Genomic DNA, 21,562 nt, shown 5'->3' on the forward strand with positions numbered 1-21,562 from the left:
CATTATACCATCGATTCAAAAATTGTCAAGCCTTTTTCTGTATTTTATTTAATAATTCTTCGACCCTTTTCACCTGTGTACGAGAAACAGGGCAAGTTGTCTCCTCTTCTAACATCAAGAGTCTCTTGCGACGATCAAAATTGACAATCATTCTTTGATTGACTAGATAGGACTGATTGGGACTAAAGAAATGATTATCTACATCTTTCTCAAGTATATCCTTGATAGTCCCTAAAAATTCCTTTTGAAAATTCTTTCCAACAAGTCGCAATTTGTGGGAAACTCCAGTTGTTTCAATGTACAATATATCTCGATATGGAACTCGAATTTCCATATTTTTGAAACTATACTCAAAGAAATCAATGATATTTTTATTTTCAATCACATTCTTCTTCAAGTAGAGAATGCATTCTCGAATTTTTTCCTTAAATAAGTTTTCATTCAAGGTTTTTTCAATAAATTCGAGAGCTGATACTTTGTAACGATAGGTAATGGTTGCAAATTCCGATTTCGTCGTGATAAAGGCAATAATGGCAAAAGGATTGACCTCACGAATCATTTGAGCTGCCTTGATACCAGCTTTTTCATCCCCTTTGATATCAATGTCAAGGAAGAAAAGCTGATGAAAATCACCATTGGTTAGATATTCCTTTAGTTCAGCTATTTTACTGGTGGAAACAATATTTAATCGTAGGCCTTCCTCCTCAGCGATAGCTTTTACATGTTTCTCTACTCGAACTTGTTGAGAAATTTCGTCCTCTAGCAATACAATATTCATTTATCTTCCTTTCTCTCCAATAACTAAGCTCTGCGTAAATCTTCCATTGATCAACTCTGTCTCTAGAAAAATAGCAGCATATTCTCCAATAAGCTCTTTTACAATCGCAAGGCCCATTCCTCTACGATCCCCTTTAGTTGAAAATCCCTTTTCATAGAGCTTATTCCAATTAATCGGTTCATCAGAAATAGAGTTCTTTATGATCAGATGCACTCCATTCGGCATATTAAAAATCGCTATTTGAACTTCTTTTTCTTGACTCATTTTAGCAGCTTCAATAGCATTATTGACTAAAATTCCAACGGTTCGTACGAGATCCAACAATCTCATTGGAACCTTTTCAATAATATCTTCTGTTTCAAAGGTTAGTTTGACACCCATTTCCTCTGCATAGATCCATCCCCTACTTAGGATACTTCTCAAAGCAGAATCTCGAATATTTCCTAGGTCAAATCCTGTATATTCTTCTTTTTGGAGTTGACCGTAGCATTCCTCAAGAACATCTCTTTGAATTCGTTTAATATCCTCAATATTTTCTTCCTCAATCGCTAAATTTAAGGAAGTGATAATATTGCCAAAATCATGACGAAAACCTTTTAATTCTAAATAGAGGCCTTGAATTTTATTCATATACTGCTCCATTTGGCGCTGTTCGAACCTCTTTTGCTTCAACTCCATTTTCTTTTCATAACGATCTCGAACCGTCTTCATTTGAACCATGGTTCCGATAAATATCAAGAAACAAATCGTTGCTACCATGCTACCAAAACTATTGAAATGAGCAATATCACTTATCCAATGAGAAGCATTCAATACTAAGGTTAAAATAAGATAACTAACAATCAATTGTTGGACAAATTTCTTAAAAACCCGCTCTTTAAAATAGAGAAGATTCACTTCGAGAATCGTTAATACCTTCATAATTAAAATAAGTGAGATAATTCGAATAGTTAAAAAGTAATAATCAGAGTATTGGTTAATTATACTATCACCAAAAATAGAAGAAGTAATTACAGATAAAAATGTATCTGTACTTTCAACTGCTAGATAAATGATGAATGAGTAAAGAACCGCTATCTGACGTTGAAGATTACAAATAAAATAGTAATAAAGATAAAGAAATAGTGGCCATAGACATAACATTAGATAATCAATATGTAAATCAAAGTAATCTAAGACCACTGTGATGACAAATACAGCAACAACACCAGATCCTAAAATCAATTGTTTACTATATTTATTAAGTTTTTGATCAATTTTTAAAAAAGATAAAAAAATTGTAAAAATAGTTAAAATTGAGAATAGGGTATTTAGAAACATCAGTTTCCTCCTCTACCAAAAATAAGCCCAATAAGATCAGAAAAATTATTTTTTTTGCGTTTATCCCCTCCACAGATTTGCTGCAATTCTTTTTCTGTAAGAACCTTAAATTCTTTAGAAACTGTTGATGGATTGTTTTTCATAAAAAAATCTCCTTATAATTTATTTGATTATTAAATTATTAAATTTAATATACATAAATTTTAGTAAAAAATCAAAGACTTTTTTAATATTTCCGCTATTTGGTTCATTTTTACAGCTATTTGGAACGAAAAATCTAGTTTTTGCAATTTTTTTATCCCATATGTTTAGAAAAATTCTAGTTTTTTAAAAACTAAGTAATAAAAAAAAACGTGATTTGTATAAAAATCACGTTTTTTTATTTTGATCCCAGCAGGATTCGAACCTGCGACCGTTCGCTTAGAAGGCGAATGCTCTATCCAGCTGAGCTATGAGACCAGATTTCTTTTTATTCTATCAGAAAATAGGAGGAGCGTCAAGATTCATTTATGGTAAGGACTTCCTTGTTGAATCATAAATGCCCGGTAGATTTGTTCGATTAAAACAAGCTTCATCAATTGATGGGGAAGGGTTAACTTTCCAAAACTCATAAGTAAATTCGCTCGTTTTTTAACTGCTGAAGACAAACCTAGACTTCCTCCAATCACGAAGGTAATTTCAGAATACCCTCGTACAGTCACCTCTTCTAAGGCTTGACTAAACTTCTCAGATGGAAATTGTTGCCCTTCAATCGCTAAGGCAATCACATACTCACGATCTCCAATTTTAGCTAATATGCGATTTCCTTCTTTTTCCAGGATTTGCTGGTTTTCTAAATCACTGGCCCGATCTGGAGTTTTCTCATCCAGCAATTCTACCATTTCTACCTTCGTAAATCGACTCAAGCGTTTAGTATATTCGGCAATCCCATCTTTTAAATACTTTTCTTTTAATTTTCCAACTGTTACAATCTTAATTTTCATATTCATATTCTAACACAAATGAACTTATACACAAGTCTTCAACAAATAGACCAGCATCTATCTTTCAAAAAATGGCTCTATACTCACGTTTTTCACACTTATACACAGTTTTCCACAACTTGTGGAAAAAAATTCCATTTTAAGTTATAATTAAGAAACTAGGTCTATACTTTTCCATAATTGGAACAATAGGAGAAAACTATGAAACAATCATCAAATTTTCTAAAAAAAGCTTTGCAACTTTTACTTGTTCTTATCATTGGTTTTACTGGAGGAATCTTAGGAACCTTAACCTCTTTCCAGTTTACCAAGGGGAATTCTACAAATTCTAGTCAAGAAATAAAATCTACCAAAGTCAATCGTGCTTATAAGAATACAACATCAACTAGTGAAGCCGTTGATAAGGTTAAAAATGCTGTTGTTTCTGTTATTACCTACGCTGAAACCTCTGAAAAAGGTTTCATCAATGGAGAAACAGATTCTGATCCAGAAGTAGCTAGTGAAGGTTCAGGTGTTATCTATAAAAAAGATGGTAAAGACGCTTATGTAGTAACCAATGCCCACGTATTAATGGGAGTAACAAAAGCCGATATTCTCTTTGCAGATGGAAATAAAGTTTCTGGAGAAGTTGTTGGTTCTGATACTTTCTCAGATATTGCGGTTGTTAAAATCAGTTCAGATAATGTTACGACCGTGGCTGAATTTGGGGATTCATCTAAGTTGACTGTTGGAGAGACCGCAATCGCTATTGGTAGTCCTTTAGGAACAAAATTTGCCAATTCCGTTACCCAAGGGATTGTCTCTAGTCTCGGACGTACTGTGAAGCTCAAATCAGAAGACGGCCAAAATGTATCTACAAAAGCGTTGCAAACGGATGCTGCAATCAACCCAGGGAATTCTGGCGGTCCTCTTATCAATATTCAGGGACAAGTCATCGGAATCACCTCAAGTAAAATCTCTTCAAATGGCCAAACTGCGGTTGAAGGAATGGGGTTTGCAATTCCTGTAAATGATGTACAAAATATTATTGAACATTTAGAAAAAGATGGTAAAGTCATTCGTCCAGCTCTTGGAATTACCATGATGGACCTGGCTAACCTATCCTCTTCTGATCTTAGCCAATTAGACATTCCAAGCAAACTCAAAGGTGGGGTTCTTGTCCGCTCAGTTGAAAATGATATGCCGGCATCCAAATATTTGCGTCGATTAGATATCATTACAAAAATCGATGACACAACCATTGAATCAACTGCAGATTTACAATCTGCCCTCTATTCTCATCAAATTGGTGATAAAATTAAAGTCATTTTCTATAGAGATGGTAAGCAAAAAACAGCTACCATTGAGCTGACAAAATCTACAGAAAATCTTGGAAATTAAGTAAATTTACAACAGTGTCAACACACCTTTACGAAATTGTAAAGGTGTGTTATGCTATATACATCATGGAAAAAATTGATATTATTGACGTAAAGCAAATACGAACCAATCCTTTTCAACCTCGTCAAACCTTTGTACAAGAAAAATTAGAAGAACTCGCAGCTTCAATCAAAGAAAATGGATTAATCCAGCCCATTATTGTTCGAAAATCTCCTATTGTTGGTTATGAACTACTTGCTGGAGAAAGACGCTACCGAGCAGCTCAAATGGCTGGTTTCAAAGAAATCCCTGCGATTATAAGAGACTTATCAGATGATGACATGATCAAACAAGCCATTATCGAAAATTTACAAAGGGAAGATTTGAATCCAATTGAAGAGGCTGAATCCTACCAACATCTTATTGATAAAGGGGCTACCCATGAAGAAATTGCACAATTTATGGGAAAATCTCGTCCTTACATCAGCAATATGGTCCGTTTACTTCATCTCTCACCAATTGTCAAAGAAGCCATCAAAAATGATCAAATTTCACAAGGACATGCCCGCATTTTAGTTCCTTTAAAAGAAGATCTACAAATCTATTGGTTGGAACGAACTCTGAAAGAAGGGCTAAGCGTTCGTAGTTTGGAAGAAAAGGTTGGTCAAAAAAAGAAAAGGCCAAGTAAAAAAGAGAAAGAACTCTTTTTAGCACAGGAAGAAAACAGATTAAAAAAGATGCTGGGAACCGAAGTAGAAATCCGTCTGACAAAACAAGAAAAAGGTAGTATTCATATTTCATTTAACAACCTTGATGAATACCAACGAATTATTAACAGTCTCAAATGAGGCTGTTATTTTTTATAACACAATTAACAGATTTATCCACTTCTTTAAAACTCCTCCTTACTTGATACTTCTACTTTCTTCTCTCTTATCCCCAACCTGTGGAAAACTTCTACACACATTGGGGATAACTATTCACATATTGTGGAAAAAACTCTTTTTTATTCCCTTAGAACAAGTTGTGGAAAACTCCCTCCTTTTATGATAAAATAAGAAAAACATAGCAAGTAAAAAATGAATAGGAGGGCGATAAGTGTCAAGAGAAGAAACATTCTGGAATCGTGTGATTGAATTAAGTAAAAAGACATTTAAAAAAGAAATCTTTGACTATTTTGTCCTTACTTCAAGACTCATCAAAGTCGATCAACAAGAAGCCGTTATTTATTTAGATGCAGAAGTAAAGAAATTATTCTGGGAAGAGAATATGACAAAGGTGATTCTGACTGCTGGTTTTGAAATTTATGCAGTAGAATTAACCATTTCCTATCAATTCAATCTTGAAGAAGAGGAAGAAGAAAAGGAGTTTATTCCCCTTTCAGAAACAACCAGAGACTATGCAGTTAGCCATGCTCCAATAGTAGATTTGCCTCCTATCCAAACAGGATTAAGAAAGAAATACACCTTTGATAATTTTGTAAGTGGAGACGGAAATCAATGGGCTTTGGCTGCCGCTTTAGCAGTTTCTGAAAACCTTGCTACCACTTATAATCCTTTATTTATCTATGGAGGACCCGGTTTAGGTAAAACGCATTTGCTCAACGCAATTGGGAATCAGATTATGGAAAACTACCCAAATGCTCGAGTAAAATACATCCCAGCAGAATCCTTTATCAATGAATTTTTAGAGCGTCTTCGCCTCAATGATATGGATACCTTTAAAAAAACCTATCGAAACTTGGATCTGCTCTTAATTGATGATATTCAATCGCTTGGAGGAAAAAAGGTTACAACTCAAGAAGAGTTCTTTAATACCTTTAATGCTCTTTATGGGGATAATAAGCAGATTGTCCTAACCAGCGATCGTAGTCCTGATCATTTAGATAGCTTAGAAGAACGTCTAGTCACGCGCTTTAAGTGGGGCTTGACGCAAAATATTACACCACCAGATTTTGAAACTCGAATCGCTATTTTGAGAAATAAAATCGAAGACCTGGACTTTACTTTCCCGGATGATACACTCGAATACCTAGCAGGTCAATTTGATTCTAACGTCCGAGACTTAGAGGGTGCGTTGAATGATATCTCTCTTGTGGCAAGAGTTAAAAAAATCAAAGATATTACAATTGATGTCGCAGCTGAAGCCATTCGAGCTCGTAAGAATGAAGCCTTACAAATTACGGTGATTCCTATTGAAAAGATTCAAACGGAAGTTGGAAAATTTTACAATGTCAGTGTCAATGAAATGAAAGGTTCTCGACGGGTTCAAAATATTGTCCTAGCTCGACAAGTAGCTATGTACCTCGCCCGCGAGATGACCGACAATAGTCTTCCTCGTATCGGTCGTGAATTTGGAGGAAAAGACCACACAACGGTCATGCATGCTTATGAAAAAATCAAAGGGATGATCGAAATTGATGACAATCTCAGACTTGAGATTCAAACCATCAAGAAAAAATTAAAGTAATCCCATGTGGACAGTCCTAGAAAAACTTGCTTCTTTTTCCACATGTTGTGAACAAGGCACTTTTCAATTCCTGTCTGGCTTTAGAAGAGTTTTCCACATGTTCCACACACTCTACTATTACTATTAACTTACTAATACTAAAATAATAAAAGGAGATCTCATGATCAATTTTTCTATTAACAAGGCTTATTTCCTGCAAGCTTTAAATACGACAAAAAGAGCTATTAGTTCAAAAAATGCAATTCCAATCTTATCCACTATTAAGATTGATGTCACTTCTGAAGGGATTACTCTCATTGGATCAAATGGACAAATCTCAATCGAATACTTTATTTCTGTTAAAGATGAAAATGCAGGCCTTCTAGTAACGACACCAGGTGCTATTCTTTTAGAAGCAACTTTCTTTATCAATGTTGTGTCCAGTCTACCAGATGTCGTTTTAGATGTGAAAGAAATCGAACAAAAACAAATTGTATTAGTTAGTGGAAAATCAGAAATTACCCTTAAAGGAAAAGATGCAGAACAATATCCTCGTATTCAAGAAATTTCAGCCAGCAACCCTCTAACGCTCCCAATTCAAACCTTAAAGAAAATCATTTCTGAGACAGCTTTTGCAGCAAGTACTCAGGAAAGTCGTCCGATTTTGACAGGAGTTCATTTTGTTCTTTCTGATCACAAGGAATTAAAAACGGTGGCAACGGATTCTCATCGAATGAGTCAAAAAAATATTACCCTTGAAAAAAATGGGGATAACTTTGATGTTGTGATTCCAAGCCGTTCTTTACGCGAATTAACGTCTGTCTTTTCAGATGAGATTGAACAGGTTGAAGTCTTCTTTGCCAATAACCAGATTTTATTTAGAAGTGACAATATCAGTTTCTACACACGCCTGTTGGAAGGAAACTATCCAGATACGGATCGCTTGATTCCAACAGAGTTTAGTTCGGAAGTAACCTTTAAAGTTGCTCATCTTCGCCAAGCCATGGAACGGGCCCGCCTGTTGTCTAATGCTACTCAAAACGGTACTGTTAAATTAGAAATCGCTAGTGGGGTCGTTTCTGCCCACGTCAATTCTCCTGAAGTAGGGCGTGTGAATGAAGAAATTGATACAGAAGCAGTTTCGGGAGATGATTTAAACATCAGCTTTAATCCAACTTATTTGATTGACGCTTTGAAAGCTATTGAAAGTGAAAAAGTCGTCATTCGCTTCATCTCTGCAGTTCGTCCCTTTACATTGGTACCAGCTGAGGAATCTGAACGCTTCATTCAATTAATTACACCAGTTCGGACCAATTAAGGGCCAAAAGCTAGCATTGAACAGGCTAGCTTTTCGTCTTCTATGTTGATGAAAGGAAAATCCATGTATCAGGTCGGTGATTTTGTAGAAATGAAAAAACCCCATGCTTGTACTATTAAAGCAACAGGGAAAAAAGCCAATCGTTGGGAAATTCGGCGAGTAGGAGCAGATATCAAAATTCGTTGTAGTAATTGTGATCATATGGTCATGATGAGCCGTCATGATTTCGATCAAAAAATGAAAAAAGTATTGTAAAAGGTTCAGTCATCTTGGTGACTGAACCTTTTGTATTATTTTAATTCTTCAAATTTTCCATCTTTTACTTCTTTGAAGCCATTAGACTTAAAGGTTTTAAGTGTTGTCTTGTAGCCAATGTAATCAACATTTTGATTTTCTTGTGCAGCAATTAACTGATTTTCTTGTAATTCTTTTAAATCTGCCTTGGTATAATCAATCTTTGTTTTTTCAACGAGATAGTCATCCTTATATTCTGCAGAGTGTGAGAATCCTTTGACATCTTTGAATTTTTTATCGTATTCATCAATAACTTTTTTTAATTGTTCTTTTGGCAATCCTGCTCCTTCGTAGTAAATAACAGTTGTAGAATCTGTACTTAGAATTTTATCACCCTGATATTCAACAATCAAACGAATATCAGTTTTCTTATCTTGGTTAATTAATTGAAGGTACCCTTTTTTTGTACTTTGTCCACAAGCTCCCAGAAGAAATAGGGTAAAGACTGCTAAAAGAGGCAGAAGGATCGATTTAATTGATAGTTTTTTCATGACGAAAACTCCTTTATTATTGTTGGTTTGATTATACCATATTCTTACAGGATTGGACAGGTGACTTTTAGTTTTAAGAGAGAGCATTTTTTCATTATCTTGTGCTTTGAATTATGTTATAATAAAAGGGATTGAAATGTGAACGGAGAAGAAGATAAATGGCTTTAACAGCAGGTATCGTTGGTTTGCCAAACGTTGGTAAATCAACCCTATTCAACGCAATTACAAAAGCAGGAGCAGAGGCTGCAAACTATCCCTTTGCGACCATTGATCCAAACGTTGGAATGGTAGAAGTTCCAGATGAACGCCTCCAAAAATTAACGGAAATGATCACTCCTAAGAAGACAGTTCCGACAACCTTTGAATTTACAGATATAGCAGGGATTGTAAAAGGTGCTTCTAAAGGGGAAGGACTTGGTAATAAATTCTTGGCCAATATTCGTGAAGTGGATGCCATTGTCCATGTGGTACGTGCTTTTGATGATGAAAATGTCATGCGGGAGCAAGGTCGTGAAGATGCTTTTGTTGATCCAATAGCAGACATTGATACTATTAACCTAGAGTTGATTTTGGCTGACCTAGAATCTGTGAATAAACGCTATGCGCGTGTGGAAAAGATGGCCCGTACGCAAAAGGACAAGGATTCCGTTGCAGAATTTAATGTCCTCCAAAAGATTAAGCCAGTTCTGGAAGACGGGAAGTCAGCTCGTACCATTGAATTCACAGACGAAGAACAAAAAGTTGTCAAAGGTCTCTTCCTCTTGACCACTAAACCAGTTCTGTATGTAGCGAATGTGGATGAGGATGTCGTTGGAGACCCAGAGTCGATCGATTATGTGAAGCAAATTCGTGAATTCGCAGAAACAGAAAATGCAGAGGTAGTGGTTATTTCTGCGCGTGCGGAAGAAGAAATTTCTGAGTTAGACGATGAAGATAAAAAAGAGTTTCTTGAAGCCATTGGGTTGACAGAATCAGGTGTGGATAAGTTGACCCGTGCAGCTTACCATTTACTTGGACTGGGAACTTACTTTACAGCTGGTGAAAAAGAAGTTCGTGCTTGGACCTTCAAACGTGGGATGAAAGCTCCTCAAGCAGCTGGTATTATCCACTCTGACTTCGAAAAAGGATTTATTCGTGCAGTAACGATGTCTTATGATGATTTGGTCAAATACGGATCTGAAAAGGCTGTAAAAGAAGCTGGACGCTTGCGAGAAGAAGGAAAAGAATATATCGTTCAAGATGGCGATATCATGGAATTCCGCTTCAATGTATAAAGAAAACAAGTAAATAACCAAAAGGTTGGAAACAAATTCCAGCCCTTTTGGCTTTTGAAAGGGAAAGCAAATGACAAAATTAATCGTCGGATTAGGAAATCCGGGAGATAAATATGTAGAAACCAAACACAATGTGGGGTTTATGCTAGTAGATCAGCTGGCGAAATCTCTCAATCTCACCTTCTCACATGATAAGATTTTTCAAGCAGATGTAACCTCTACTTTTATAGATGGAGAAAAGGTCTTTTTGGTCAAACCAACCACTTTTATGAACGAGAGTGGCAAGGCTGTACACGCGCTTTTGACTTATTATGGCTTAGAGGTGGAAGATTTGGTCGTTATTTATGATGACTTGGATATGGAAGTAGGAAAGATTCGCCTTCGAGCCAAAGGATCGGCTGGAGGCCACAACGGAATCAAATCGATTATCAACCATATTGGAACTCAGACCTTTAATCGAATCAAGATTGGAATCGGAAGACCTAAGCATGGCATGTCAGTGGTCCACCATGTTTTAGGGAAATTTGATCAGGATGATTATGCTGCCATCCTCCTTGCCATCGACAAATCAGAAGAAGCTCTTCGTTTTTATTTGAAAGATGGTCAATTTGAAAAAGCAATGCAACGATACAATGGATAAATACAAGACACTGGTTGATCTATTTCAACAAAATAAAGATATCAGAAAATGGCAACAGGACCAGCAAAAAAGAAGTCTCTCTCTTTTACTAGGTCTTTCTTCATCTACTAAAGCTATTACCATGGCAACAGCTGTTGAAGATGGTTACAAGGTCTTGGTCTTGACCTCTTCTCAAAATGAAGCAGAACGGCTCGCCAGTGATTTACTGGGATTATTAGGTGAAGAAAAGGTCTATCTTTTCCTCGGAGATGACAATCCCTTGGCAGAGTTTGTCTTTGCTTCCCAAGAACGGGTCTTTTCTCGTTTGGAAGCTCTGGACTTTCTCCTAGCTCCAGAAAAAGAAGGAATCGTTATTGCCAATGTCAGTGGTAGCCGTTTGCTCTTACCTAATCCAAAGACTTTCAGCTCTATGATTCAATCTTTCTCTGTTGGAGAAGAACGGAATCTGACAGAATTGAAAGATACCCTACTGGCCATGGGCTATCAAAAGGTTTCACAGGTAAGCCAACAGGGCGAGTTTAGTCTTCGAGGAGATATTTTAGATCTTTTTGAAGCCAGTCAAGATTTCCCTTATCGCCTGGAATTTTTTGGAGATGAGATAGATGACATTCGGACTTTCTCTCCAGAGACTCAACGTTCACTAGAAAATCTAGATGCGATAACAGTTCATCCAGTTAGTGATATGTTACTAACTAAAGATGATTTTTTAAGAGGACAGAAGAACCTAGAAAATCTGATTCAAAAAAGCCCTAATCCAGAGCTAAAATCCTATTTGACTGAGATTCTCACAGAGGCGCATCACCAGCGACTCCATGCAGATAGTCGAAAATTTCTCTCTCTTTTTTATCAGCAAACCTACACTCTCTTTGATTACCTGCCCAAGCATGCTCCTGTTTTTTTGGATGATTACCATAAAATCATGGATCAGGAAACGCGGTTTGATGTAGAAGTTGCTAACCTTTTGACAGAGGATTTACAAAAGAGTCGTTCTTTTTCTGAAGCTCTGTATTTTGCGGATAATAGCGCGCTCTTACGTACTTATAAACCAGCTTCTTATTTTTCAAATTTCCAAAAAGGCTTGGGAAATCTGCGATTTGATGCCCTCTATTCTTTTAACCAATACCCCATGCAGGAATTCTTCAGTCAATTTACTCTCTTAAAGGATGAAATTGACCGTTTCCGTAAACAAGATTACACAGTCATCCTTCAAGTGACGAGTAAACAAGGCTTACAGCAGTTACAAGAGCACTTGAGAGACTATGGGATTGACCTGGATTATCTTGCGCCCGATCAGCTTCATCCAGGACAAAGCCAGTTGATCATCGGTGGTTTGACGCGTGGATTCCATTTTGTAGATGAGAAGATTGTCCTCATTACAGAGACAGAAATCTTTCAGAAAAAGGTTAAAAGAAAGATTCGTCGGCAAACTATTTCCAATGCTGAGCGGTTGAAAAACTACAATGAGTTGGAAAAGGGAGACTACGTCGTTCACCAGGTTCATGGAATTGGTCAGTATTTAGGACTAGAAACCATTGAAATTTCTGGCGTTCACAGAGACTATGTCTCCATCCAGTATCAAAATGGGGACCGGATTTCCATTCCTGTGGATCAAATCCAGATGCTGTCCAAGTACGTTGCGAGTGATGGCAAGCCTCCTAAAATCAACAAACTGAACGATGGTCGCTTCCAAAAGGCCAAACAAAAGGTCCGTCAAGAAGTAGAGGATATTGCAGATGATCTGATTCAACTCTACGCAGAGCGCAGTCAATTACAAGGCTTTGCCTTTACTCCAGATGATGAGAATCAAGAAGCTTTTGATCAGGCCTTTCCATATGTTGAAACTGATGATCAGATTCGCTCTATCCAAGAAATTAAGAAAGATATGGAGTCTTCAAGCCCTATGGATCGCCTCTTGGTCGGTGACGTGGGCTTCGGGAAGACAGAAGTAGCTATGAGAGCGGCCTTTAAAGCTGTCAAAGACCACAAACAAGTAGCTGTATTAGTTCCTACAACAGTCTTAGCTCAACAGCACTATGCCAATTTCAAAGAACGCTTCGAGGCCTTTCCAGTAGAAGTCGATGTCTTGAGTCGTTTCCGGAGTCGTGCTGAGCAAAAAGAAACTTTGGAAAAACTAAAAAAAGGCCAGGTCGATATTCTGATTGGAACCCACCGTCTCTTATCTAAGGATGTGGAATTTGCGGATCTCGGTCTCATCGTGATTGATGAGGAGCAACGGTTCGGTGTCAAACACAAGGAAACCCTCAAGGAATTAAAGAAAAAGGTCGATGTCTTAACCTTAACGGCAACACCCATTCCTCGGACCCTCCACATGTCTATGTTGGGGATTCGGGATTTATCTGTTATTGAAACCCCACCGACCAATCGTTATCCCGTTCAAACTTATGTCCTAGAAACCAATCCAACCATTATCCGAGATGCTATTCGTCGGGAGATGGATCGGGGAGGTCAGGTTTATTATCTCTACAACAAGGTAGATACCATTGAGCAAAAAGTTTCAGAGTTACAAGAATTGGTACCGGAAGCCTCTATTGGGTTTGTCCATGGACAGATGAGTGAGGTGCGGTTGGAAAACACCTTGATGGATTTCATTGAAGGTGAGTATGATATTTTAGTCACAACCACCATTATTGAAACAGGGGTGGATATCCCAAATGCCAATACCCTCTTTATTGAAAATGCCGACCATATGGGCTTGTCTACCCTTTACCAATTGCGAGGACGGGTTGGACGAAGCAATCGCATTGCTTATGCTTATTTGATGTACCGGCCGGATAAAACCTTGACAGAAGTTTCTGAAAAGCGTCTTGAAGCTATTAAAGGATTCACTGAATTAGGATCTGGTTTTAAGATTGCTATGCGAGATTTGTCTATTCGAGGTGCCGGAAATATTTTAGGGGCTTCTCAATCTGGTTTTATCGATTCAGTCGGATTTGAAATGTATTCACAGTTACTCGAAGCTGCTATTGAGAAGAAACAAGGAAAAGAGAAAAAACGCCAAAAAGGAAATGCAGAGCTCAATCTCCAAATTGATGCCTACATTCCAAGTGATTATATCTCCGATGAACGTCAAAAAATTGAAATTTACAAACGTATTCGAGAAATACAAGTTCAAGAAGATTATGAGCTTTTGCAAGACGAATTGATTGATCGATTCGGAGAATACCCTGATGTGGTAGCCTATCTCCTAGAAATAGGGTTTATCAAATCTTATCTGGACCAGGTCTTTGTTAAAGAGGTTGATCGAAAAGACAATCAACTAACGGTGAAATTTGAGCTAATTACCAAGCAACTTTTTTTGACTCAAGATTATTTTGCTGCCTTATCAGCAACTAATTTAAAAGCTCGTATTGCAGAAAGCCAAGGATTGATTGAATTAATCTTTGATGTGCGAAATAAAAAAGACTTCGAAATTTTAGAAGGCTTGCGACAATTTGGGGAAAAATTACTGGCCATCAAGCAGGAAAAAATGGAAAAACAAGACTAGAAAGAAAGATTTTACTAGGCTCTTTCTAAAAAAATGGTACAATAATACATTAGAGGTGATACGATGAGATTAGATAAATATTTAAAAGTTTCCCGCATTATCAAAAGACGTCCTGTAGCTAAAGAAGTAGCCGATAAGGGGCGCATCAAAGTCAATGGGGTCCTAGCGAAAAGTTCAACCGACTTGAAGGTAAATGACGAAGTCGAAGTTCGCTTTGGAAATAAGCTATTGACAGTAAAAGTGTTGGAAATGTTAGATAGCACCAAAAAAGAAGATGCGTCTAAAATGTATGAAATCATTCGTGAAACAAGGATAGAAGAAGATGCCTAAAAATATTGTACAAATGAATAATCGGTATATTCAAGACGAACATCAGCGTCAGAAATACCAGAATGAGGAGCGAAAAAAACAGAACCGTTTTATGGGTTGGGTTCTCATTTTAATTATTTTATTGTTTATCCTCCCAACCTATAATCTGGCTCAGAGTTATCAGACGCTTCAAAAACGCAAACAACAATACGTTCAATTGCAAGAACAATATCAGCAAACCCTTGAGGAAAAAGAATATCAAAAGGATATCGTAGAGAAATTGAAGGATGATGAATATGCTGCAAAATATGCACGCGCAAAATATTCCTTCTCTAAAGATGGCGAATATATTTATACGATACCTAATTTATTACCGAAATAATGGAAAATATTGTAAAAACTGTTCAACAATTTCTAGAATATTCTGATACAAAATTAGAAGAGTTAGCTAAAAAAAATCAAGCCTTAAAATTGCAAGAAGAAACTCAGGAAAGGAGCAAGGATGAATAAGTTAGTTTATTGGATGATTTTTCCTACTTTCTTAGTCACCCAACCCTTATCTAATTCATCCCAAGTCCAAGTTCCATTGACTGCTGATTCTTCTTACGCTAGTCAAATAGGGACTCAGGATCATTTCTTTGTCTCCATCCCATCTAACCCGAATGTTTATCAGCCAATCGTGACCTATTCGGATCCAGAATTGCGTCAAAAAGCTGGGGAAATCAAGCCTGATACTCCCTTTACTGTTGATCAATTATTTGTGAATGATCAAGGGAAATCTGTTTTTAAATTATCGAATAAACAGTATGTAGTAGCTGATCAAGATCAAATTTACGAAGATTCGGTTTTGGAATTAACAGAAGAAAAAAAGACCATGTGGCTGACGTCCTCTTTTACAGTTTATGATCAACCCTTGGTAAATGGCGTAAAAAGCAAAAAAACAAGTCTGACTCCCTATAGTAAGGTTGAAATCACCAAGACTGCCATAACTTTAAAAGGGACCTACCTAGAAATTTCTGGCCAGGGATGGATTGCAAAAGATGAACTTTCTGCTACAGATAATCGGATGGAAAAAGTCCAAGAGATTCTGAATCAGAAGTACAACAAAGACGGAATTGCAGTTTACGTGAAGCAGGTGGATACTGGAAAGACTGCTGGGATACATGAAGACCAGGAAATGTATTCTGCTAGTATAGCCAAGCTCTTGTATTTGTACTATACTCAAAAAGAGGTAAACGAGAGCCATGTAGATTTGCAGACTTCCTTAAAATATACAAAAGAAGTCAATGACTATCCTGGAGCTTATGAACCGGAAGGCAGTGGAAGTATTTCAAAAATACCAGATGATAAGGATTATACCGTTGCTGATTTGATTAACCGGGTGGCCAAAGAATCCGATAATGTTGCGCAAAACATTTTAGGCTATTATGTAACGCATCAATCAGACAAAGAATTTCAAAAGGTGACCAATAAGATTGCAGGAAAAACGTGGAATGTAGAAACTAGAATGGCATCTCCAAAAATGGCAGGAAATGTCATGGAAGCTATCTACCAACAAAATGGTGGAATCATTGATGCTCTGTCAGAGACTCGCTTTGATGATCAACGAATTTCAAAAGATATCCCAGTCAAGGTCGCTCACAAGATTGGAGATGCCTATGATTTCCGTCATGATGTCGCCATTGTTTATACAGAATCACCATTTATTTTAGCTATTTTTACGGATCACTCTGATTACGAGACTATCTCAGCAATTGCCAAAGATATTTATGAGGTCTTACAGTAATGAAAGATAAATTTCTTCAGTTCTGTCTAAAGGAGGGGCTTTTTGAATCTCATCAAAAAGTCCTTTTGGCTTTATCAGGAGGGGTGGACTCCATGACCTTACTGGATTGGCTCTACCATTATCGGCACCAATTAGGAATCGACCTCGTACTTGCTCATGTCAATCATCACCAACGCATTGAAGCTGACCAAGAAGAAAGAGGAATTCGAGCAATAGCTGAAGCAAAACATCTACCGCTGAAGGTTGCCCATTTCTCTGGTCCTTTTTCTGAAAGCCAAGCTAGACAATTCCGCTATGATTTCTTTGAAAAAGTTATGAAAGAAGAAGCTTGTAGCGCTCTCGTCACCGCTCATCATATGGATGATCAGGCAGAAACGATTTTAATGCGTCTGATTCGTGGGAGTCGTCCACGGCATTTAAAAGGTATTCCTTTAAAACAACCATTTGGACAGGGTGTGTTGATCCGTCCCCTCTTATATTTCAAAAAAAAGGATTTTCCAGAAATTTTTCATTATGAGGATAAGAGCAACCGCTCCTTGGACTATTTCCGTAATCGTATCCGCCATCGTTATCTCCCACTGTTAGAAAAAGAAAATCCTCAAGTGACGAGTGCTTTGGTCAACTTAGGAGAGGATCTCAGTCATTGGCACCAGGCTTTAAAAGAGTTGACCAAAGATTTGAATCCACAAGATGTGACACAGTTTCAAAAGCAATCACCAGCTGTTCAGATTTATTTGCTGGAAGAGTATCTAGCTAGTTTTCCAGACTTGCAATTGAGTCGGGCACAATTTGAACAATTACATAGAATAGTAGTGACCAAGTCCAATACGCAACAAGTTCTAAAGAATGGTTATGAACTTTACAAAGACTATCACTATTTTGAAATTCGGAAAATCAGTCGTAGGACGGATGACCGAATGTCAGAAGTTTTGTTACAATTTGGAACCATAAAGACAGTAGGTGCTTATCGCTTTTTATTTGGAGTGGAACCAAGCGATTCATATATGGAGGCAATCCCACTTCCAAACAACCACCCAGTTTTTATTCGCCCCCGTAAAAGGGGAGATCGTATTCTGATGAACGGTCACCATAGAAAAATTAGCAGATTGTTGATTAACCAAAAAATCCCTTTAAATCAACGAAACAATCTGGTGGTTTTAGAACAAGATAAACAAATACTGGCTATTCCTGAAATTGCGATCAGTGATTTGAGTAAGGAATTAAAAAATGGTATAATGAAGCATACAATTTATATCCAGAAAATAGATAGGTAAAAAAGATGTTAGAACAAGATATCAAAAAGATACTCATTTCCCACGATGAAATCGTGACTGCAGCACGTGAACTTGGTCAAAAACTGACAGAAGATTACCAAGGGAAAAATCCGATTTTAGTAGGGATTTTAAAAGGGTCAGTCCCATTTATGGCGGAATTGATCAAACATATTGATACGCATATTGAGTTGGATTTTATGCTAGTGTCTAGCTATCATGGTGGAACATCAAGCTCAGGCGTGATTAATATCATCAAAGATATGGACCAAGACATTAAGGGTCGAGATATTCTCTTTGTTGAAGATATCATTGATACTGGTAAAACTCTTAAGAGTTTGAAAGAATTGTTTGAAGGACGTCAACCAGCATCTGTTAAAATTGCTACCTTGTTGGATAAACCTGAAGGACGCTTGGTTGAGATTGAAGCAGATTACACTTGCTTTACCATCCCAAACGAGTTTGTTGTGGGCTATGGTTTAGACTACGATGAAAACTATCGAAACCTTCCTTATATCGGAGTATTAAAAGAAGAAGTGTATTCAAAATAGAGGAAACTAGATGAAAAATAACAAAAACAATGGTTTTGTTCGAAATCCTTTTCTGTATCTATTGATTATTGTAGCTGCTGTTACAGGTTTTCAGTATTTCTTTGCTGGAAATAGTATCGGACAAAGTCAGCAGATCAATTATACAGAATTGGTAAAAGAGCTTAAATCAGACAACGTCAAGGAAATTAACTACCAGCCAAACGGTAGTGTCATTGAAATTTCCGGTACTTATAACAAAGCAAAAACCAGCAAGGATGATACAGGGGTTCAATTTTTCACTCCAAGTCCAAGTAAGGTAACTCGCTTCACGAGTGTGATTTTACCGTCTGATTTGACTGTTCAAGAATTACAAAACTTAGCATCCGAACATAAGGCTGACATCACTATTAAACGGGAAAGCTCAAGTGGAATGTGGATTACCATTCTGACTTCAATCGTTCCCTTTGTGATTGTCATGTTCTTCTTCTTCTCTATGATGAATCAAGGTGGTGGCGGTGGCGCCCGCGGTGCTATGAATTTCGGCCGTAACAAAGCGCGTGCTACCAATAAAGAAGATATCAAGGTTCGTTTTTCAGATGTAGCAGGGGCTGAAGAAGAAAAACAAGAACTCGTTGAAGTGGTTGAATTCTTAAAAGATCCAAAACGCTTTACAAAATTGGGTGCCCGTATCCCAGCAGGTGTTCTTCTTGAAGGCCCTCCGGGAACTGGTAAAACCCTTCTAGCAAAAGCAGTAGCAGGTGAAGCCGGAGTACCATTCTTCAGTATTTCAGGTTCTGACTTCGTTGAAATGTTTGTCGGTGTCGGTGCAAGCCGGGTTCGTTCTCTATTTGAAGATGCCAAAAAAGCAGCACCAGCCATTATCTTTATCGATGAGATCGATGCTGTTGGACGTCAACGGGGAGTTGGCCTTGGTGGGGGAAATGATGAACGGGAACAAACCCTCAACCAGCTCTTGATTGAGATGGATGGTTTTGAAGGGAACGAAGGTATCATCGTGATTGCAGCAACCAATCGTTCAGATGTTTTGGACCCAGCCCTCCTTCGTCCAGGTCGTTTTGACCGGAAGGTTTTAGTTGGCCGTCCAGATGTAAAAGGACGTGAAGCTATCTTGCGTGTCCATGCTAAAAATAAACCATTAGCAAAAGATGTCGACTTGAAACTAGTTGCCCAACAAACACCGGGATTTGTTGGAGCGGATCTTGAAAATGTCTTAAACGAAGCAGCTCTGGTAGCGGCTCGTCGCAATAAGAAGGTTATTGATGCATCTGATATTGATGAAGCAGAAGACCGTGTGATTGCTGGTCCATCTAAGAAAGACAGAACAGTTTCTCAAAAAGAACGCGAATTGGTTGCTTACCATGAGGCAGGGCATACCATTGTTGGTTTAGTCTTATCTAATGCTCGTGTTGTTCACAAGGTGACCATCGTTCCACGTGGACGTGCTGGTGGTTATATGATTGCTCTTCCAAAAGAAGACCAAATGCTTCTTTCTAAAGAAGATATGAAAGAACAATTGGCTGGATTGATGGGAGGACGTGTTGCAGAAGAAATTATCTTCAACGTCCAAACCACAGGAGCTTCCAATGACTTTGAACAAGCGACCCAAATGGCGCGTGCTATGGTAACGGAATATGGAATGAGTGAAAAACTTGGTCCAGTTCAATACGAAGGCAACCATGCTATGTTTGGAGCTCAAACGACTCAAAAATTCATTTCAGAGCAAACAGCATATGAAATTGATGAAGAAGTAAGAAGTCTTTTGAATGAAGCTCGCAATAAAGCGGCTGAAATCATCCAGAGCAATCGTGAGACCCACAAATTGATTGCAGAAGCCTTGTTGAAATACGAAACCTTGGACAGTGTTCAAATTAAGTCGTTGTATGAAACAGGTAAAATGCCAGAAGATACTGATTTAGAATTAGAAAAAGAATCTAAACCATTATCTTATGAAGAAATTAAATCTAAAATGGAAGAAAATAAGTAATAAACTCTATAGTCTTCTAAAGCTTTTAGAAGGAGCCGAAAATTTCGGCTCCTCAGATTGAAGATAAAGTCTTCTAAAAACTTTCCTTAGGTGAGATCGGACGTCAGCGAACTTCTAAGAAGTTCCATGACTAATTATTGAGCCTAAGGTCTCAATAATTCCGAGTGCCTGAAACTATTACGTTTCAGGCACTTTTCTCACGGCGGAAAAGTTTCTAATCTTCCTAAATGACTAAAAATAAAAGTAATTTTTTGAAAAGCATCTTGCTTTTTTATGTAAAACAATAGTTTGTCTACATTCAAGGGAGCCGAAATTTCGGCTCTTTTTTTTCAAAAAAGTGTTGACAGATGAAAATGAACTGATATAATAGATTACGTTGTAAAAATGGTCCGTTGGTCAAGGGGTTAAGACACCGCCTTTTCACGGCGGTAACACGGGTTCGAATCCCGTACGGACTATCGCAAAAAAGTTGTTACATTCGTAGCAACTTTTTTTGTTTGATAAAACCATTATTCTGACATTCTTATCAAAATAATGACCAATTAGAATAAGAAAAGATCCCAAATAGAAAATAAGCACAAATAAATCAAAACCTCCTTTAAAATGAAGACTAGTTAGAAAGGAGGTCCAATGAACTTTAAAAAATCATATGAAAAAGTAAAATGGATAGTATGGAAATGTGAAAAGGAATTTTATATTCATCTTTGGGATCACGCAGATTGGGAACAAGAGGGAAGACTAGTGCTGTATGAGTTACAAATAAGTAATCCGGAGGTAGAAGAAAATGAAGAAATTCTATTAACCTACTTCAAAACAAAGTTTCGCAATCACATAAAGGATAAGGTTAGAAAACAAGAGAGCGACAAAAGGAAATTAAACAAGGTACCTTATACAGAGATTGGTGAAATTAGTCATCGACTTCGATCAAAAGAACTCTTTTTGGATGAACTAGTCCTATTAAGAGGAGCCCTGAAAGAATTCAGAAAAAATCTAACCGATAAAGAAAAAGAAGATTATGATAAACTTCTGATGAATCAACGTTTTTCAGGAAGAGCAAAGATGCGGAGAAGGCTAAAAGAATACTTGAAAGACTTCAAGGATCAACATTTATGAAAAAGGATGTAAAAAGCATCCTTTTTCATAAAAAAATAAAAATTTAAAAAAATAGAAAAAAGATATTGACAAGTTTTCATGGTCGTGATATACTAATATAGTTGTCGCGCGAGAGCGACAAAGACCTTTGAAAACTGA

General features: G+C 37.3%; 21 protein-coding genes and 2 tRNA genes. 17 read left to right on the top strand and 6 right to left on the bottom strand.

Going from position 1 to position 21,562, the window contains the following annotated elements; all coding sequences use genetic code 11:
- Positions 1-25: 25 nt before the first annotated feature.
- The 5 genes from L0M85_RS05705 to rlmH all read right to left on the bottom strand — a co-directional run bounded on the left by L0M85_RS05705 (position 26) and on the right by rlmH (position 3,081).
- Entirely contained in the window at positions 26-778 is a 753-nt protein-coding gene (locus L0M85_RS05705; RefSeq protein ID WP_048690420.1) for a response regulator transcription factor, read from the bottom strand.
- Positions 779-2,098, bottom strand: coding sequence for a GHKL domain-containing protein (locus L0M85_RS05710; RefSeq protein ID WP_065426890.1), 1,320 nt, complete (start codon positions 2,096-2,098; stop codon positions 779-781). It lies immediately after the preceding gene.
- A complete protein-coding gene (locus tag L0M85_RS05715) occupies positions 2,098-2,241 on the bottom strand; it encodes a bacteriocin (protein ID WP_223363969.1) in 144 nt (47 codons plus the stop codon). The genes L0M85_RS05710 and L0M85_RS05715 overlap by 1 nt, the downstream gene beginning before the upstream one ends.
- Positions 2,242-2,483: 242 nt before the next feature.
- Positions 2,484-2,557 (bottom strand) — tRNA-Arg (locus tag L0M85_RS05720).
- Positions 2,558-2,601: 44 nt separating this feature from the next.
- Entirely contained in the window at positions 2,602-3,081 is a 480-nt protein-coding gene (rlmH, locus tag L0M85_RS05725) for a 23S rRNA (pseudouridine(1915)-N(3))-methyltransferase RlmH (RefSeq protein WP_048789283.1), read from the bottom strand.
- Positions 3,082-3,282: 201 nt separating this feature from the next.
- Here rlmH and L0M85_RS05730 point away from each other — a divergent pair, with 201 nt between their 5' ends.
- The 5 genes from L0M85_RS05730 to L0M85_RS05750 all read left to right on the top strand — a co-directional run bounded on the left by L0M85_RS05730 (position 3,283) and on the right by L0M85_RS05750 (position 8,461).
- On the top strand, positions 3,283-4,461 hold the full coding sequence (locus tag L0M85_RS05730; RefSeq protein WP_238656647.1) for a S1C family serine protease: 1,179 nt from the start codon (positions 3,283-3,285) through the stop codon (positions 4,459-4,461).
- Between the two features lie 65 nt (positions 4,462-4,526).
- Positions 4,527-5,288 carry a ParB/RepB/Spo0J family partition protein gene (locus L0M85_RS05735; RefSeq protein ID WP_048690428.1) on the top strand — a complete coding sequence of 254 codons (762 nt, stop codon included), beginning with the start codon at positions 4,527-4,529 and terminating at the stop codon, positions 5,286-5,288.
- Positions 5,289-5,538: 250 nt separating this feature from the next.
- Positions 5,539-6,909 (top strand): chromosomal replication initiator protein DnaA, encoded by a 1,371-nt coding sequence (dnaA, locus tag L0M85_RS05740; RefSeq protein ID WP_048690429.1) that lies wholly within the window; start codon positions 5,539-5,541, stop codon positions 6,907-6,909.
- 160 nt (positions 6,910-7,069) lie between these two features.
- The gene (dnaN, locus tag L0M85_RS05745) at positions 7,070-8,206 is read left to right on the top strand and encodes a DNA polymerase III subunit beta (protein WP_006595327.1); all 1,137 of its coding nucleotides are present in this window, start codon (positions 7,070-7,072) and stop codon (positions 8,204-8,206) included.
- Between the two features lie 63 nt (positions 8,207-8,269).
- Positions 8,270-8,461, top strand: a complete 192-nt coding sequence (locus tag L0M85_RS05750; protein WP_061564542.1) for a DUF951 family protein — start codon at positions 8,270-8,272, stop codon at positions 8,459-8,461.
- A 35-nt stretch (positions 8,462-8,496) separates the two neighbouring features.
- On the opposite strand, the gene L0M85_RS05755 is transcribed toward L0M85_RS05750, so the two are convergent.
- Positions 8,497-8,991: a DUF1307 domain-containing protein gene (locus L0M85_RS05755; protein WP_238656648.1), complete on the bottom strand. Its 495-nt coding sequence runs from the start codon at positions 8,989-8,991 to the stop codon at positions 8,497-8,499.
- Between the two features lie 158 nt (positions 8,992-9,149).
- On the opposite strand from L0M85_RS05755, the gene ychF reads away from it, so the two are divergent.
- The 12 genes from ychF to L0M85_RS05810 all read left to right on the top strand — a co-directional run bounded on the left by ychF (position 9,150) and on the right by L0M85_RS05810 (position 21,424).
- Positions 9,150-10,265: a redox-regulated ATPase YchF gene (ychF, locus tag L0M85_RS05760; RefSeq protein ID WP_238656649.1), complete on the top strand. Its 1,116-nt coding sequence runs from the start codon at positions 9,150-9,152 to the stop codon at positions 10,263-10,265.
- Between the two features lie 70 nt (positions 10,266-10,335).
- Positions 10,336-10,905, top strand: coding sequence for an aminoacyl-tRNA hydrolase (gene pth, locus L0M85_RS05765; RefSeq protein ID WP_023027433.1), 570 nt, complete (start codon positions 10,336-10,338; stop codon positions 10,903-10,905).
- Entirely contained in the window at positions 10,898-14,410 is a 3,513-nt protein-coding gene (gene mfd, locus L0M85_RS05770; RefSeq protein ID WP_238656654.1) for a transcription-repair coupling factor, read from the top strand. The genes pth and mfd overlap by 8 nt, the downstream gene beginning before the upstream one ends.
- Before the next feature lie 63 nt (positions 14,411-14,473).
- Positions 14,474-14,740, top strand: coding sequence for an RNA-binding S4 domain-containing protein (locus L0M85_RS05775; RefSeq protein WP_023024830.1), 267 nt, complete (start codon positions 14,474-14,476; stop codon positions 14,738-14,740).
- A complete protein-coding gene (locus L0M85_RS05780; RefSeq protein ID WP_023024832.1) occupies positions 14,733-15,101 on the top strand; it encodes a septum formation initiator family protein in 369 nt (122 codons plus the stop codon). Before L0M85_RS05775 ends, L0M85_RS05780 begins: the two co-directional genes overlap by 8 nt.
- Positions 15,101-15,229: an SP_0009 family protein gene (locus L0M85_RS10020; protein ID WP_260469288.1), complete on the top strand. Its 129-nt coding sequence runs from the start codon at positions 15,101-15,103 to the stop codon at positions 15,227-15,229. The genes L0M85_RS05780 and L0M85_RS10020 overlap by 1 nt, the downstream gene beginning before the upstream one ends.
- The gene (locus L0M85_RS05785) at positions 15,222-16,505 is read left to right on the top strand and encodes a serine hydrolase (protein WP_238656650.1); all 1,284 of its coding nucleotides are present in this window, start codon (positions 15,222-15,224) and stop codon (positions 16,503-16,505) included. The genes L0M85_RS10020 and L0M85_RS05785 overlap by 8 nt, the downstream gene beginning before the upstream one ends.
- Complete coding sequence (tilS, locus tag L0M85_RS05790; protein WP_129822616.1) at positions 16,505-17,779, top strand: tRNA lysidine(34) synthetase TilS; 1,275 nt, start codon at positions 16,505-16,507, stop codon at positions 17,777-17,779. The genes L0M85_RS05785 and tilS overlap by 1 nt, the downstream gene beginning before the upstream one ends.
- Before the next feature lie 5 nt (positions 17,780-17,784).
- Positions 17,785-18,327, top strand: a complete 543-nt coding sequence (gene hpt / locus L0M85_RS05795) for a hypoxanthine phosphoribosyltransferase (RefSeq protein ID WP_048690450.1) — start codon at positions 17,785-17,787, stop codon at positions 18,325-18,327.
- Positions 18,328-18,337: 10 nt separating this feature from the next.
- Positions 18,338-20,311, top strand: coding sequence for an ATP-dependent zinc metalloprotease FtsH (ftsH, locus tag L0M85_RS05800; RefSeq protein ID WP_048789294.1), 1,974 nt, complete (start codon positions 18,338-18,340; stop codon positions 20,309-20,311).
- 386 nt (positions 20,312-20,697) lie between these two features.
- Positions 20,698-20,769, top strand: a tRNA-Glu gene (locus L0M85_RS05805).
- A gap of 172 nt (positions 20,770-20,941) precedes the next feature.
- Positions 20,942-21,424, top strand: a complete 483-nt coding sequence (locus L0M85_RS05810; RefSeq protein ID WP_048789295.1) for a hypothetical protein — start codon at positions 20,942-20,944, stop codon at positions 21,422-21,424.
- Positions 21,425-21,562 lie beyond the last annotated feature (138 nt).

Source organism: Streptococcus sp. DFI.7.26 (assembly GCF_022240605.1).
Classification (GTDB): domain Bacteria; phylum Bacillota; class Bacilli; order Lactobacillales; family Streptococcaceae; genus Streptococcus; species Streptococcus xiaochunlingii.

What these genes read in the sequence shown, in the direction of transcription:
- ychF (WP_238656649.1), top strand. Translation starts at nt 9,150, where the DNA reads ATGGCTTTAACAGCAGGTATCGTTGGTTTGCCAAACGTTGGTAAATCA.
- rlmH (WP_048789283.1), bottom strand. Translation starts at nt 3,081, where the DNA reads ATGAAAATTAAGATTGTAACAGTTGGAAAATTAAAAGAAAAGTATTTA.
- L0M85_RS05785 (WP_238656650.1), top strand. Translation starts at nt 15,222, where the DNA reads ATGAATAAGTTAGTTTATTGGATGATTTTTCCTACTTTCTTAGTCACC.
- L0M85_RS05715 (WP_223363969.1), bottom strand. Translation starts at nt 2,241, where the DNA reads ATGAAAAACAATCCATCAACAGTTTCTAAAGAATTTAAGGTTCTTACA.
- L0M85_RS05710 (WP_065426890.1), bottom strand. Translation starts at nt 2,098, where the DNA reads ATGTTTCTAAATACCCTATTCTCAATTTTAACTATTTTTACAATTTTT.
- L0M85_RS05705 (WP_048690420.1), bottom strand. Translation starts at nt 778, where the DNA reads ATGAATATTGTATTGCTAGAGGACGAAATTTCTCAACAAGTTCGAGTA.
- L0M85_RS05755 (WP_238656648.1), bottom strand. Translation starts at nt 8,991, where the DNA reads ATGAAAAAACTATCAATTAAATCGATCCTTCTGCCTCTTTTAGCAGTC.
- L0M85_RS05750 (WP_061564542.1), top strand. Translation starts at nt 8,270, where the DNA reads ATGTATCAGGTCGGTGATTTTGTAGAAATGAAAAAACCCCATGCTTGT.
- L0M85_RS05810 (WP_048789295.1), top strand. Translation starts at nt 20,942, where the DNA reads ATGAACTTTAAAAAATCATATGAAAAAGTAAAATGGATAGTATGGAAA.
- mfd (WP_238656654.1), top strand. Translation starts at nt 10,898, where the DNA reads ATGGATAAATACAAGACACTGGTTGATCTATTTCAACAAAATAAAGAT.
- tilS (WP_129822616.1), top strand. Translation starts at nt 16,505, where the DNA reads ATGAAAGATAAATTTCTTCAGTTCTGTCTAAAGGAGGGGCTTTTTGAA.
- ftsH (WP_048789294.1), top strand. Translation starts at nt 18,338, where the DNA reads ATGAAAAATAACAAAAACAATGGTTTTGTTCGAAATCCTTTTCTGTAT.
- pth (WP_023027433.1), top strand. Translation starts at nt 10,336, where the DNA reads ATGACAAAATTAATCGTCGGATTAGGAAATCCGGGAGATAAATATGTA.
- L0M85_RS05780 (WP_023024832.1), top strand. Translation starts at nt 14,733, where the DNA reads ATGCCTAAAAATATTGTACAAATGAATAATCGGTATATTCAAGACGAA.
- hpt (WP_048690450.1), top strand. Translation starts at nt 17,785, where the DNA reads ATGTTAGAACAAGATATCAAAAAGATACTCATTTCCCACGATGAAATC.
- L0M85_RS05775 (WP_023024830.1), top strand. Translation starts at nt 14,474, where the DNA reads ATGAGATTAGATAAATATTTAAAAGTTTCCCGCATTATCAAAAGACGT.
- L0M85_RS10020 (WP_260469288.1), top strand. Translation starts at nt 15,101, where the DNA reads ATGGAAAATATTGTAAAAACTGTTCAACAATTTCTAGAATATTCTGAT.
- L0M85_RS05735 (WP_048690428.1), top strand. Translation starts at nt 4,527, where the DNA reads ATGGAAAAAATTGATATTATTGACGTAAAGCAAATACGAACCAATCCT.
- dnaN (WP_006595327.1), top strand. Translation starts at nt 7,070, where the DNA reads ATGATCAATTTTTCTATTAACAAGGCTTATTTCCTGCAAGCTTTAAAT.
- L0M85_RS05730 (WP_238656647.1), top strand. Translation starts at nt 3,283, where the DNA reads ATGAAACAATCATCAAATTTTCTAAAAAAAGCTTTGCAACTTTTACTT.